This is a genomic window from Exiguobacterium sp. Leaf187, assembly GCF_001423925.1.
GTDB classification, from domain to species: Bacteria; Bacillota; Bacilli; order Exiguobacteriales; family Exiguobacteriaceae; genus Exiguobacterium_A; species Exiguobacterium_A indicum.
This window is the reverse complement of sequence record NZ_LMPR01000014.1, coordinates 57,148-71,239: the sequence shown is the minus strand read 5'-3', so window position 1 is coordinate 71,239 and position 14,092 is coordinate 57,148. Positions and strand designations below refer to the sequence as shown.

Sequence of the window (14,092 nt, the reverse complement as noted above, 5' to 3'; positions counted from 1 at the left end):
AATGACAAATTTTAAGAATTGGAGTGAACCTCTTGATGAAAAAATGGACTGCTCATGTTGCTGGACTTGCCGCAACGTTAATGTTGAGCTCGGTTTTATCCGCACCCGCTTTTGCTGAATCGCCACCTGTTCAACCGACAGCAGAAACACAAACAGTCACCGAGACAACCGGGACGGCTTATTTGAAAGAGGATGCTGCGTTGCTACAAACGGCTGATTCCAGAACGGTCATCCAACAACTACCAGCAGGAACGACATTCAAGACACTCGGTACGGACGGTGACTTCACTCGTGTCAGTTGGCAAGAAGGTACTGCTTATGTCGCAACAAACGCGTTAACGCAAACAGCACCTGTTTTTCAAAAACAAGCAACGCTGATGTCGAAAAGTTCACTCTCATTAGTTGCTTCACCATTTGATCCCACCGTCGTGACGACACTTCCCGCTTATCAGCGAATCGATACATACGGCACCTTCGACACGTTCACGCGTCTGAAATGGAACGAGCAATACGTCTATGTATCAACGACACAACTCGAGCAACTTCCGAAATTGGTTGGGACGCGTTATGCCAAACGAGCGACTTCTCTTTTCGTTGAGCCGAAGACGACGAGCGCGAAGACTGCCGTCACTCAAAATCAAGCATTCGAAACGTTCGGAACGACGGGTACTTTTACACGTGTGGCGACTAAGACCGGTTACGCCTTCGTATTGACGACTGATTTAGCTGATACGCAGGTCGTGAGTCATCCAGAAACAGGAGTGCGTTACGTCCAACAGCAGACGACGGTCTATGCCACTGCGACTACAAAAGGAGAAGTCGTACAATCGCTTCCTGTGAATACTTCTCTTCAGACGTACGGCGTCGAGGGTTCATTTACACGAATCAAACGAAACGACGAGTATGCCTATGTATTGACGACACATCTCGGTACGTTGAAATACTATCCAAAGACCGCACGCCTCTATGTTCAGCGCGCTACACCGATCTATAGTGCACCGAATGCTTCCGGCTCCATAATCGATCAACAAAAAACAAATACTTTATTAACGATCTATGGTAAAAGTGGCGTCTACAGTCGAATTATTTTCCGCGGAGTCCATGCCTACGTTAAAACAGCTGATCTTGGTAGTGAAAAAGTATACGCCGCAACCGGAACACGGTACGCCAAACGCAACTTGTCCGTCTATACGTCTGCTTCAACGAAAAGTAAAATGATGTATTCTGTCAAACGAGCTGATAAACTAACGATTTACGGCACGAGCGGTAGTTACACACGATTAAAAAAAGGGACGGTCTATGGTTACGTCAAGACGAGTGATCTCGTCACGAAAAAGCCGGATCTGTATGACGTTACCGGTCAACGTTACGTGACAGAGGACGACGTCGTCATTCGGTCACAGGCAAAACTGTCGGGTAAAAAAATCGGTACGTTGAAAAAAGGAAAATCGATCACCATCTATGGAAAAAGCGGTTATTTTACACGTGTCAAATATAACAATATCTTTGGTTTCGTCGATTCGAGTCGGATCGGACTAAATAAACCAAAAGCAAAAGCGAAAAAAGGGACAACGTTTTATGTCCATCTGGACCAAACGCCACTCTTCTCTGCTGACGTCGCTTACAGTCGGCCAGCTGCCTATTTGAAAAAAGGGACAAAATTGATTGGTCTGAAATCAATTGATGATGATTTTTGGCAAGTTCGCTTAGTCAGCGGTCAAACGGGTTACGTCCTCAACCCTTATATCAGCACGAGCAAACCCGATATGAAACTGACACAAAAAGCAATCAATCGAACGAAAATCTATACCGTCAAACAGACGACATCCTTCTTTTCGAGTCCAACCAGTCCAAAAGGCAGCGGACTCGTTGAGCAAGGCAAACGTGTTTATCCGCGTCACCGGGTCGGAAACTTCTATGTCATCCAGTCAGGCTGGACACCCGTCTATCTTCCGGTCTCAGCTGTGACGATTACGTCCGATAAACGGGTCATTAAAAAGAATAACACGCGCGGTGAAAAGCTGATTCAAGCAGCCGTCCAACATATCGGTACACCTTACACATGGGGATCGCAAAATGCCGTGAACGGTGGCTTCGATTGTTCCGGTTTGATTCACTACGCGACAAATAAGGCTGGAAAATACGGTGGTCGGACGAACGTTCGCGGCTACTGGTACGGTGCTTTCTTTACGAATCGCCGGACGAGTATCTCGAGTGGTAAACGCTCGGATATCGTCTTCTTCCAGAACACCTACACGGATGGTCCATCGCATATCGGAATCATGCTCGATAGCGAACACTTCATCCATGCGGGCGGTTCACAGCTCCAAATCAATTCGATTTATGAACCGCGTTGGCAAGAACATTTCCTCGGCTTCAAATCGATGTAATAAAAAAGACGAATCCGTCGAAATCGACGGGTTCGTCTCTTCTTATCGCAACACGTCAGAATGTCATCTCGACGTATTTCGTTACTTGTCGATCCATCAAGTATAACTCGATCTGTTCACGGTATGCTTTATAGTGATCGGATGCGATATGCGCTTCGAGCGCCTCTTCATCACGATACACTTCATACAGCATGAATTGATGCTCATCCTCAATCGATTGGTGCAAGGAATAGCGTAAGCATCCTTCCTCTTTTTGTGCGGCATGATAGACCGTTTCTAAAATCGGAAAGACTTGATCCGCGAGTCCTGCTTTGATTGTAAGTACAGCGTTGACGACGATTTCTCCCATGTTTCATTATCCCCTTTCGTGATTACCTGTATCTGTACCCATTTTCACGAAAAAACACACGTCAAAGGAGCTTGAAGATGCAAACTCAACTTTTTGAAGCACTCGAACAATTCGAACCGACGATGATCGCGTTACGGCGTGATTTCCATCGACATCCGGAACTCTCTTTTCAGGAAGTCCGCACACCAGAACGAATTGCAAACTTTTACGCGGAACGGGGCATCCCTCACGAAACAGCCGTCGGAGGTCGTGGTGTCGTTGCGACGATCGAAGGCAAACACCCTGGCCCAACGATTGCGGTCCGTGCAGATTTTGATGCTTTACCACTTCAAGAAGAGACAACACTTGCTTTCCGGTCAATCCATCCCGGTGTCATGCATGCTTGCGGACACGATGGGCATACGGCGATGGTGATGGCTCTTGCTGCTACGCTCTATCCGTTACGGGATCAATTGCAAGGAACGATTCGAATCATTCATCAGCATGGAGAAGAGGTCTTTCCTGGCGGAGCCATCCAAATGATCGAAGCCGGCGTTCTCGAAGGCGTCGATGCGATTTTCGCGACACATCTCGAAAATGATTTACCGGTTGGTACGATTGGGTTTCGGGAAGGACATACATTATGTGCGATCGACGAATTCGAAATCATCGTTCATGGTCAAGGTGGGCATGCCCAGGCACCGCACAAAACAAAAGATGCGCTCGTCGCTGGGGCACAACTCGTCTGTAACTTACAACACCTTGTCAGTCGACGGGTCGATCCGTTCGAACCCGCTGTTCTTGCAATCGGATCCTTCCACGCAGGAACGGCGCCGAACATCGTCACGGGTGAAGCACGCATCGTCGGGGAGATCCGGACGTTCAATGAAACCCTGCGGCATCAGCTCCGACAAGAAGTCGACCTTGTCGCCAAAACGACGTGTGCCGGCATCGGTGCTACTTATTCGATTGACTTCACGACGGGTTACCCGGCGCTTTGGAATCATCCGGACGAGACAAAACTCGTTCAGGAAGCTGCTTCTTTCTTACCGGAAGCATCTGTCCGGTCACTCACACCGATGATGGCGGCGGACGACTTTGCACATTATCTAACACACGTCCCGGGAAGTTACTTCTTTACCGGCTCCGGATATACGGACGGTCGCATCAATCATCCACAGCATCATCCACAGTACGAGATCAACGAACAAGCGTTATTGGTTGGTGCGAAAACACTCGGAGCGACGGTTTTACGTGCCTTGAAACCTAAGGATTGACTTTATTTCTATGTGAATGGTATCATCACAACAATGATAACGAATGACATCAACTTCATATACCCTTATCAAGAGTGGACCGAGAGATCTGGATCGATGACGTCCCAGCAACCTGCGTATAGCAAGGTGCTACGACCAGCAAAGCGAAAGCTTTGGTTGATAAAAAGCGGCGACTCCTTTTGCAACCAAGCGAAGGAGTCGTTTTCGTTTTTCTCGCTGTCAGACATACAATGGGAATTTCCCACGGAGAGGAAGAGACGGATGGAAAAAGCAACATTTGCAGGTGGATGTTTTTGGTGCATGGTGACACCATTTGAAGAATTACCAGGAATCGAGGGAATCGTATCAGGTTACATGGGCGGTCACGTCGACAATCCGACGTATGAGCAAGTCAAAACAGGAACGACGGGACATCTCGAAGTCGTCCAAATCACGTTTGATCCGAGCCTATTCCCGTACGAGCGTCTGCTCGAACTCTACTGGCCACAAACGGATCCGACGGATGCAGAAGGTCAATTCCAAGATCGTGGCACGCAGTACGCACCAGCGATTTTCTATCATACGGATGCGCAGCATGAAGCAGCAATCGCTTCCCGTGACGCCCTTGCTGCAAGCAATCGTTTTAAACAACCCATCGTGACGCGGATCGATGCCGCTTCTGAATTTTATCCGGCGGAAGAGTACCATCAAGACTTCCATAAGAAAAATCCAGAACACTATAAAAAAGATCGTGCTGCCTCTGGTCGCGATGCTTTCATCGAGCAGGAATGGAAAGATACGACGACGGTCTAATCACCTCGAACCACATACAGTAGCTGAGACTGATTTCAAACATCTCGTTCTTCCCCTACTTTCCAGTAGAAAGTGGAGGATGACCGAGATGTCACTGGAGTCAGTTTTTTTGTATGTAAACAAATGGTGTCTTCTTTACCAACACCCTCACATAAATTTGTAATCGTTTACAAATGAAGTCTTTTGTTTTACGGTTAATAAAAATTAACCGGTTAAAAAGGAGATTATTGCATGGAACAAAAAGCGATTCACATATTAGAGAGCTATGAACAGTTAAAAGTGATCAGTGATCCGTTACGAACAAAAATCCTCATGTTTCTCGTCGAAAAACCACATACGGTACATCAGTTAGCCCACTTGCTGACGTTATCCCGCGCAAAGATCCTCTATCATGTACGAGAACTTGAAAAGCATGACTTGATTCGCCTCGTCCGGACGGAAGAACAGGGCGGCAATCTATTGAAATACTATCAAGCGATTGCTCGAGGCTACATTCCTGCCGATCATCTACTGAACTTCGTCGAGACGAATGAAGCGACCCGGCAGTCGTATCTTGAGGTATTGGACCGAGCAAAGACACGCGTCCTCACCGCTCCAACTACTGCTTTTTCTCCTGTCTCTTCAAACGTTGAAGACTGGATGAGCTTATCGCTTCAAAAGGAACTGACGATGTCTGAAGCCAATTTTCGGCAATTTGCTACCAAATATCGTGCTCTATTGGACGAGTTCACACGGTCCCCTTCACTAGACGAAGAAGATAAAAAACACTTCTATATCATGACGACTGCCTTTGCAATTGATGAACCACTATTTGAGAATGACGACGTCTAAACCGGAGGTGCCATATGCTGCCTGTTGAAATGGATACGCAACAATCGCTGTTTAAAAATCGATCTTTTTTATTTTTATGGGGGTCCAGTATGTGCTCTGCCCTCTCCCTATCAACCTATTTATTTGTTGAACAATGGTATGTCATCCATACGCTAAACCAGGCGTCATATCTCGGATTCATCCTCATGGCCACCTTGTTACCCCGTATTTTTCTCATGTTATTCGGTGGCGTCCTATCCGATCGCTATAAACGTTCGACGATCATGCGCATCTCGAGCGCTTTACGGATCAGTTTCATTCTCTGTCTTCTCGCATTACTTCATACCGATCAGCTTACATTGCTGACGATTTTAGGATTCGCCTTGCTATTCGGTAGTGTGGATGCATTCTTTTCGCCGGCGAATGCTTCCTTACTGCCTACACTCGTTCCGAAAGAACAGCTCACTAAAGCCAATTCATTGATTCAGACATCTAATCAAATCGCTCTCTTTTCAGGTCCGATTCTTGGTGGAGTCATCCTCAGCCATTCTTCTTACTCGTACGTCTTTCTCGTGATTTTCGGAACACTCTGTCTGACGCTTCTCTTCACGTATGGTATTCGTGAATCTAAGATCAAGCGAGCACGTCAGCATTCAGCTCTCTTTGAACTAAAAGAAGGGCTACATTACGTCTTTCACTTTCAGCAACTCAAGCAGACACTTTTTCTTGTCATCTGTGTCAATTTCTTTTTCTTTGGACCACTCTTACTCGGAATTCCCTTACTCGTCCATGATGTGCTTCAAGGAGATGCGATGGATTTAAGTTATATGCAAGGGGCTTATCAAATGGGAATGCTCGGAGGGGCGCTCTGGAGTGGTTTTACGCAGAAGAAAGAAAACGGGCTTACTTCATCAGTCCGATTGATTGGCGCATTAGGTCTGCTTCTCTTCCTGCTTAGTCAAGTCCAACAGATTTCGTTGTACTTGATCGTCCTGTTATCACTTGGTGTCCTTTCTTCCATCATCAATATTCGCTTCATTACGTTCATCCAGTCTCAGTGTGCGGAACAGACGATGGGACGTGTCATGAGTGTCGTGAATGCCGCGTCAAATGGTCTCGTTCCATTATCTTACGCGCTCCTTTCGTTTTTACTGTCGTTTCACGTTTCGATCACGACAATCATGTTGTACTGTGGTCTTCTCATTATTGTTCTCTCGCTTTATTTTAGAAAACGCATGATCCAGGTCGAAAACTAGTCAAAAAAAGACAGTGGATTGGAATGCCACCGTCCTTGTTCTGTATTCGGTTATTACGAAACACGTTCTATCTGATCCTTTGCCTGTTGTTCCGGCGCCACGACTTGATACCGCTTCAAAACGAAGATCCCACATACCATGACAGCGAGACCGACGAGCTGACCGAATGATAAGTCGATTTGCGGTAAACCGAACCAGCCGAACGTATCAACAGCAAGAGCAAAGCTTAACTGCGAAATCAGAACGACAGAGATCGCGACGGACGGACCAAGCAACTGAATCCCACGCATGACACAAAAAACGACGCCGACACCGACAAGTCCACCAAACCAATAGAGTGGCGATACGTTTTGGATCTGCCCGATTGTTCCACCACGAAACAGAACATACGTGACACTTGCTCCGATGAAGCCAACGAAGAAGACCAACGTCGTTGTCGCCCAAGCACCGAACGCGTCACTCATCCGGGCGTTCAATACCGTCTGTAAACTGATCAACATCCCTGCCAATACGGCACACACGATGCCTATTACCATGTTCGTTCCTCCTTACTCATAGCTATTGCCGTTCGCCTTCTCGCGAATCCGCTCCAGATCAACGATGATGATTTTCCCACGTCGTCGAACGAGAATCTCTTCTTCACACAACTTCGTGATGATCCGGTTGAGATGGCGATAACTTGTTCCAAGCCAGTCAGCAACGTCATGCAGGTTCGACGTCCGCATCTCCTGATAAAACAAACTGTCACTAGCTTCGGACGCAATCGATAATAAGTAGCCTGCAAATCGCTCCTCGACCGTATAGAGTACGTGGTGCGACGCTGATTTCGAATCGGCATACCACTTCGCTGTGATCGTGCGTAATAAGAATTGCAGAAAGACATTCGTCGTATTGTGCTCGCGTAAAATCGCATACGGCACGCTCAACACATCGACATCGGTCACCGCCTCAACTGTATTCAACACTTCTCGTTCATTGATGAACTCGGCGTCACCAATCACTGTCAGTGGTGTTTTGAATCGTAAAATCCGTTGTTTCCCTTCTGACGAAGCAGCAGAAATCTTGACCTTGCCTGCGACGATGAAGTACATCCGGTCGATTGTCGCACCGGTCGTACAGAGGAGTTCTCCTTTTCGGAAGGTTTCTTCACGCAACCAAGCGCGCGTCTCTTCCGTCAAAATCGTATCCAGTCCATATTGTTGGATGACGGTTTCCATGTTCGTTCCCTCCCTTTAGGCAAGTGAGAAAATCGCAACTCCTACAAGCATGAGACCCACACCAACCCACTGACCACGATTTCCTTGTTTTTTTAAGACACCGAACCATCCTTTTAAATCAATCAGAAAGGCACATAAAATCTGCGCGACGAGTAACAAACACATCGCCCATGTCATCCCGAGTTTTTGGATCGCTGTGAGTTCCGTTACGACGACTAGCACGCCAATCAAACCACCGCTCGCATAAATCCACGGTAACTGACGGAATCCGCCGATTTTCCGATCTCGTACGAAGCTATAAATGACTAAACAACCCATCAGACCAACAAAGTGGACGATCAATACGGATAACCACGGTCCGACGCCTGTCGCAAGGCGCGCATTGAATATACCTTGCAGGGCGATGAACAGACCGCTCATCAAAGCAAACACGACTCCTTGCACGTCATCTCCTCCTTTAATCTCTACACTAGAGTAGACCTTATTCGTGCCTCACTTGAAAAGGACAAATGTCCCGTTTTCAAAAAAACATGAAAAACCCGCTTTCCACAAGCGGGTTTACGGGTCATCATTGTATGTTCATGTCGCAAAACGAGCAGTCGTCCGCTTCAGCTGTTCCTCTGCTTCCGCCATCATGCGCGTAAACAACTCAGCAACCGTTGGCACATCACGAATCAAACCGGCAACCAGTCCAGCGTTGACATATCCTTTCTCTTCATCGCCTTCAAGAGCGCCTGTAATATGATACGACTCATTCGTCTGATCGAGAAAAGCAGCAGGTGTCTCTGCTGTGAGTCGTTCGACGTAAGGACCATCAAGGACACGTCGGACGAATCCGACGGAACGTCCGATGATGCGTGTATCGGTATCGGTCGCATCCATTAAGTGCGCCTTGTATGCCGAATGAACCTTCGCCTCTTCCGTCGCGATCAATCGTGTTCCAAGCTGGGCACCAGCCGCACCAAGCAACAGAACAGCTGCTAGTCCACGCCCGTCACCAATCCCACCCGCTGCCAGGATCGGAATGTTGATCCGATCGACGAGTTGCGGAATCAAGGTCAGCGTCGTCAACTCGAGCGGTGAATTGATACCTGCCGCTTCAACTCCCTCCGCTACGAGTATATCAGCGCCTGCCTGTTCTGCCTTTAACGCCTGTTTGACTGAAGCGACAACCGCGATCGTTTTGATGCCAGCAGCTTGAAGTCGCGCTATGTAAGGTGCTGGATTTCCTGCCGACAAGGAGACGACCGGAATCTTTTCTGCGATCGCGAGATCAATCAGTGCTTCTGTATAGGGAGACACACGAATCGCAATGTTCAAGGCAAATGGTTGATCCGTCAGCATTCGTGTCTCGCGAATCCGCGACGCCACTTCGTCGACCGACAATGTCCCGCACCCGAGCGTTCCGAGTCCCCCGGCATTCGAAACCGCTGCCGTCAGCGCCGCATGACTAATGTTACCCATTCCTCCTTGGATCAAAGGATATCGAATTTTAAAGAGCTCACAAATCGGAAACATGTCTTTCCTCCGTTCTCGCCTTCACTCACATGCTATACTGACATGGAATGAATAGTAGTTCATCTTATTATATTATAGAAACGAGGTCATTCTGTTATGAAGATTCCGTATCAATCGATTCATCCGAACGTCGCCTCCGATGTGTTCATCGCTCCTGGCGCTTATCTGATCGGAGACGTCACGATCGGTTCCGAGTCTACCGTCTGGTTCAACGCTGTCTTACGCGGTGACGAAGGACCGATTACAATTGGGAAACGATGCAGTATCCAGGACAACGCGACGATTCATCTCTATGAAGGGGCACCCGTCGTCATTGAAGATGAAGTAACGGTCGGACATAACGCGATTTTACATGGTTGCAAAATCGGACGTCGTTCGATCGTCGGAATGGGTGCGACCGTTCTTGATCATGCAGAGATCGGTGAAGAATGCATCATCGGGGCGAATACGTTAATTCCATCGGGAAAAGTTTTCCCACCCCGTTCGCTGATCATCGGCTCTCCCGGTAAAGTCGTGCGTGAACTAACAGAAGCGGATCTCGCGATGATTCAGGAGTCGATTGATTCTTACGTCGATAAAGGATATGCTTTCCGAAACATTCTCGCAGAATCAGCTGAACAGAACACATCTGAATGACACGAATGCGGGGCGGATCAACTGATCCGTCCCGCTCTTTTCATTCGAATAAATGCTCACCGCTCTGCAAACAGCGGATGTTCCGCCGCGTCGTACGAGGCACTGCGTTGCGACACATCGTGCGTCTCTTCAAAGATTGATTCGAAGAACCGACTCGCTGGTTGTGCGAGCAATCGGTAATATTGTTCGAACAAGAGCGCCGCGTGATGTCCGCTCCAAGCATCCGGTAGCAGTTCTTGCGGTAATCCAGGATCCGTGAATAGAAACTTCCGGTATTCATGTACGAGCATCGTCCGTTCGACGAAACACTGTTCATCCGTCATTTCTCCGAGTTGGAGCTGACTCTGATGGACGATGTATTGCCGGCTGTAATCCGTAATGAACGTCTCGTAACGCTCCTGCAATTCTTCCAGCGGAAACGCACGCTCGACAAGGGATTGATCCTGCTTCGGACCGTGGTATTCACCGACGAAGAAATCGACATACTCTTCGATCTCGTACGACGCGATCAATCGTTCCGCCTCTTTTTCAAGTGGGTTCGGTGAGATCCAAACGCCGTTCGATAAGTTGCCAAACCCACTCCACGTCAGTTCTTTGCGGAGCTCATCGCGAATCTGGCGTTTATCCTCCGGAATCGTGTACATCAGCGTCCGCCACTTCCCGTCCCAGTCGTGCGGTGTTGATCTGTAGATCCGGCGTGCGGCCTCCTCCATCCGTTCCACCCCACGTGGTGTCAATGAATAGAAGCTTTTATTTCCTTGTTTCTCGGAGACGAGCCAGCCTTGTTTAACCATTCGGGATACCGCGACCCGAACGGCCTGCTCGTTATGTCCGAACTCTTTGACGAGTCGAATTAAACTCCCGACCCAGATTTGATTGCCGTAATGGCGAATGTAATCGCCGTAAATCGTAAAGATCATCGATTGGGTGTTCGCACTCATGGTATTCACTCTCTCTTCAGTCGTTCATAGTGTGTATCGTTAGTATACGGGTTATTTCAAACGTCGACCATCCTCATCTTCCTTCAAAGCGTGGTGGTCGTTTTTCAGCGAAGGCTTGTAGCGCTTCCTGACGATCAGCCGTCGGAATGACGACTTCATAAGCTTCTGTTTCGAGCTGTAGTCCTTCTTCGAGTGAGACATCCCGCCCTTGATCAATCGCTCGCTTCGCTTGGCGCAAGGCAATCGGACCATTCTGTAACATCTGATTAGCAAACTCAAGGCACGTCGTCATCAACGCTTCCCGGGCAACAACGGCTGTCGCGAGTCCGTACCGTTCTGCTGTCATCGCATCGATTTTTTTCGCCGTGAAGATCAATTCCTTTGCCCGCGTCTCCCCAATCAGTCGTGGCAAGCGTTGTGTTCCACCGGCTCCTGGAATGATCCCGAAGCTAGTTTCCGTCAAGCCGACGAGTGCATCCTCGACGAGAAAACGGAAATCACAGGCAAGGATCCACTCGAACCCACCGCCGAGCGCGTGACCGTTGACGGCTGCGATTGTTGGTTGCGGCAATTGTGCGATCGAAGTGAAGACATTCCGGATCGCAAGGACATTGCGCCGGACTTCTTCTTCGTTTAAATGCACGCGTTCTTTTAAATCGGCGCCGGCGCTAAATGCTTTCCCCGTTCCCGTAAACAGGACGACCCGCGCTTCCGGGTCGACCGATAACGCATCGACCTGTTCTTGCAAAGCGACAAGCGTCGGATAATCGAGACAGTTCAAACGTTCTCGACGATCAATCCGGACGATTGCGGTATAGCCTTCTCGTTCTAAGTGAATCATACGAGTCCCTCCCGATCGACGACAAGTGCGATCCCTTGTCCGACTCCGACACACATCGTCGCAAGACCATACGTCCGGTTCGTCCGGCGCATCTCATGCAATAATGTCGTCAAAATCCGCGCCCCACTCGCACCGAGTGGATGACCGAAGGCGATCGCACCGCCGTTGACGTTGACTTTTTCGCTTGGTAAACCAAGTGCTTCGATACAGGCAAGACTTTGAGCCGCAAACGCTTCGTTCAACTCGATTTGATCGAGCTGTTCGACCGTCAACCCTGCCCGTCGGAGGACTTTTTTCGTCGCGTCGATCGGTCCAATCCCCATGATGGCAGGTTCGACCCCTGCCGTCGCACTCGCCCGGTAATACCCGAGCGGCGTCAAACCGAGTTCGTTTGCTTTTTCTTCACTCATCAATAACAACGCCGACGCACCGTCGTTGACACCAGATGCATTCCCCGCCGTCACGGTACCACTTGGGAATAATGGACGAAGTGTCGCCAGTTTCTCACGTGTCGTCTCGGGACGAGGATGTTCATCGCGGTCGAAGACGCTGACGTTGCCTTTCCGGTCCGTTTGTGTGACCGCAACCAGTTCGTCCGTGAAGCGCTCTGCCTCGATGGCTCGTTTCGCGCGTTGTTGGCTTTCGAACGCAAAGTCGTCCTGTGCTTCGCGCGAGATTCCGTACTGACGGGCGACGTTCTCAGCTGTTTCCGGCATCGAATCCGTTCCGTATTGATCTGCTAAACGATCATTGACGAAGCGCCAACCAATCGTCGTATCGTACATCGTCTGATTACCCCGTGGGTTGGCTTGATCCGGCTTCGCGAGAACGAACGGTGCACGCGTCATACTTTCCGTTCCACCAGCGATATAGATATCACCTTCACCTAAGGCAATCCCACGCGCCACCGCGATGACGGCATCCAGTCCTGATCCACATAAGCGATTGATCGTCGTACCGGCGACTTCGACCGGTAGACCAGCTAGTAGTCCCGACATCCGGGCGACGTTACGATTGTCTTCTCCCGCCTGATTCGCATTACCGAAAATGACTTCCTCGATCGTCTTCGGATCGACTTGTGGATTACGCTCAAGCAACGCTTCGATGACGCGTGCTCCTAAGTCATCTGGACGAACCTGACGCAATGCGCCGTTATAGCGACCGATCGGTGTCCGAACGGCATCGATGATGGCGACCCGTTTCATGATGTCACCTCGCGATTCGTATAGTCATAGACGCCACGACCGGTTTTACGTCCGAGTCGTCCGGCTTTGACATACTGTTCGAGCAGTGGTGCCGGACGGTATTTTTCGCCGAGCTTCTCATGCAGATACTTTAAGTTATGGAGCCGAGTATCGAGTCCGACTAAGTCCCCGAGTTCGAATGGTCCCATTGGATAGTTTAAGCCGAGTTTGATTGCTTTATCGATCTCTTCTGCTGTCCCGAGTCCTTCTTGTAACATGTAGAACGCTTCGTTTCCGACGAGCGCACTGATCCGCGAAGTCACGAACCCCGGAAACTCGCGGATGACGACCGTTTCCTTCTGCATCTGACGCGCCACCTGCTCAAGAGCTGCGACCGTCTCATCCGACGTCTCAAGACCACGAACGAGCTCGATCAGTGGCATCAGATGGACCGGATTGAAGAAATGCATCGCCATGACCCGGTCTGCCCGGTTCGTAAAGGACGCAATTTCCGTTGGACTCATCGTCGACGTGTTCGTCGCGAAATAACAGTCCGGACGTGCATTCGCTTCTAGCGTTTCAAAGACTTGCTGTTTGATGCTAAGTTGTTCCGGTACTGCTTCAATGACCAGATCCGCTTGTTGTGCCGCCTCAGCTAGGTCGGTCGACAGATGCAGTCGATCGAACAATCCCTCGACCTCATTCGCGGACATCTTCCCTCGCGTGATTCCTTTCTCTGCGATGCGCTCGAGTTCTCGATAGGCACTTTCGACATATTCTTCTTTAATATCAACGAGTGTCACCTGAAATCCGCGGTGTGCGGCAACGTACGCAATGCCACGTCCCATGACACCGGATCCGACGACGACGATTTGTTCTACCATCTGAATTCCCCCTTATCC

The 14,092-nt window shown here is 49.3% G+C and carries 15 protein-coding genes and 1 riboswitch; of the genes, 6 read left to right on the top strand and 9 right to left on the bottom strand.

Translation table 11 applies throughout. The annotated features are described in order from the left end of the window. Window positions 1–35: 35 nt before the first annotated feature. Window positions 36–2,390 carry an SH3 domain-containing protein gene (locus ASF99_RS16745; RefSeq protein ID WP_235515962.1) on the top strand — a complete coding sequence of 785 codons (2,355 nt, stop codon included), beginning with the start codon at window positions 36–38 and terminating at the stop codon, window positions 2,388–2,390. 55 nt (window positions 2,391–2,445) lie between these two features. Here the strand turns inward: ASF99_RS16745 and ASF99_RS16740 are convergent, their stop codons facing one another. Beyond that, entirely contained in the window at window positions 2,446–2,739 is a 294-nt protein-coding gene (locus ASF99_RS16740; RefSeq protein WP_055970186.1) for a putative quinol monooxygenase, read from the bottom strand. Window positions 2,740–2,816: 77 nt separating this feature from the next. Between ASF99_RS16740 and ASF99_RS16735 the strand changes: the two genes are divergently transcribed. The 4 genes from ASF99_RS16735 to ASF99_RS16720 all read left to right on the top strand — a co-directional run bounded on the left by ASF99_RS16735 (window position 2,817) and on the right by ASF99_RS16720 (window position 6,853). Further along, window positions 2,817–3,995, top strand: a complete 1,179-nt coding sequence (locus ASF99_RS16735; protein ID WP_035399007.1) for a M20 metallopeptidase family protein — start codon at window positions 2,817–2,819, stop codon at window positions 3,993–3,995. Between the two features lie 62 nt (window positions 3,996–4,057). Beyond that, window positions 4,058–4,161: riboswitch (SAM riboswitch) on the top strand. A gap of 95 nt (window positions 4,162–4,256) precedes the next feature. Beyond that, complete coding sequence (gene msrA, locus ASF99_RS16730; protein WP_023467010.1) at window positions 4,257–4,787, top strand: peptide-methionine (S)-S-oxide reductase MsrA; 531 nt, start codon at window positions 4,257–4,259, stop codon at window positions 4,785–4,787. A 231-nt stretch (window positions 4,788–5,018) separates the two neighbouring features. Beyond that, window positions 5,019–5,618: a winged helix-turn-helix domain-containing protein gene (locus tag ASF99_RS16725; protein WP_035399009.1), complete on the top strand. Its 600-nt coding sequence runs from the start codon at window positions 5,019–5,021 to the stop codon at window positions 5,616–5,618. A 14-nt stretch (window positions 5,619–5,632) separates the two neighbouring features. Beyond that, complete coding sequence (locus ASF99_RS16720; RefSeq protein WP_055970183.1) at window positions 5,633–6,853, top strand: MFS transporter; 1,221 nt, start codon at window positions 5,633–5,635, stop codon at window positions 6,851–6,853. A 53-nt stretch (window positions 6,854–6,906) separates the two neighbouring features. On the opposite strand, the gene ASF99_RS16715 is transcribed toward ASF99_RS16720, so the two are convergent. From ASF99_RS16715 to ASF99_RS16700, 4 genes are all read right to left on the bottom strand, one after another. Further along, complete coding sequence (locus ASF99_RS16715) at window positions 6,907–7,389, bottom strand: DMT family transporter (protein WP_055970180.1); 483 nt, start codon at window positions 7,387–7,389, stop codon at window positions 6,907–6,909. A gap of 12 nt (window positions 7,390–7,401) precedes the next feature. After that, complete coding sequence (locus tag ASF99_RS16710; RefSeq protein WP_035399014.1) at window positions 7,402–8,070, bottom strand: Crp/Fnr family transcriptional regulator; 669 nt, start codon at window positions 8,068–8,070, stop codon at window positions 7,402–7,404. 15 nt (window positions 8,071–8,085) lie between these two features. Continuing rightward, window positions 8,086–8,514 (bottom strand): DMT family transporter, encoded by a 429-nt coding sequence (locus ASF99_RS16705; protein WP_035399016.1) that lies wholly within the window; start codon window positions 8,512–8,514, stop codon window positions 8,086–8,088. 135 nt (window positions 8,515–8,649) lie between these two features. Next, complete coding sequence (locus tag ASF99_RS16700) at window positions 8,650–9,588, bottom strand: NAD(P)H-dependent flavin oxidoreductase (protein WP_055970176.1); 939 nt, start codon at window positions 9,586–9,588, stop codon at window positions 8,650–8,652. A 96-nt stretch (window positions 9,589–9,684) separates the two neighbouring features. On the opposite strand from ASF99_RS16700, the gene ASF99_RS16695 reads away from it, so the two are divergent. Next, the gene (locus ASF99_RS16695) at window positions 9,685–10,224 is read left to right on the top strand and encodes a gamma carbonic anhydrase family protein (protein WP_035399020.1); all 540 of its coding nucleotides are present in this window, start codon (window positions 9,685–9,687) and stop codon (window positions 10,222–10,224) included. A 56-nt stretch (window positions 10,225–10,280) separates the two neighbouring features. Here the strand turns inward: ASF99_RS16695 and paaX are convergent, their stop codons facing one another. The 4 genes from paaX to ASF99_RS16675 form a co-directional block, all read right to left on the bottom strand. Next, on the bottom strand, window positions 10,281–11,165 hold the full coding sequence (gene paaX / locus ASF99_RS16690) for a phenylacetic acid degradation operon negative regulatory protein PaaX (protein WP_023467002.1): 885 nt from the start codon (window positions 11,163–11,165) through the stop codon (window positions 10,281–10,283). Window positions 11,166–11,238: 73 nt separating this feature from the next. Beyond that, a complete protein-coding gene (locus tag ASF99_RS16685; RefSeq protein WP_055970173.1) occupies window positions 11,239–12,006 on the bottom strand; it encodes an enoyl-CoA hydratase-related protein in 768 nt (255 codons plus the stop codon). Next, window positions 12,003–13,211 (bottom strand): acetyl-CoA C-acyltransferase, encoded by a 1,209-nt coding sequence (locus tag ASF99_RS16680; protein ID WP_055970170.1) that lies wholly within the window; start codon window positions 13,209–13,211, stop codon window positions 12,003–12,005. The genes ASF99_RS16685 and ASF99_RS16680 overlap by 4 nt, the downstream gene beginning before the upstream one ends. Then, entirely contained in the window at window positions 13,208–14,074 is an 867-nt protein-coding gene (locus ASF99_RS16675) for a 3-hydroxyacyl-CoA dehydrogenase (RefSeq protein WP_055970167.1), read from the bottom strand. The genes ASF99_RS16680 and ASF99_RS16675 overlap by 4 nt, the downstream gene beginning before the upstream one ends. Between the last annotated feature and the right edge of the window lie 18 nt (window positions 14,075–14,092).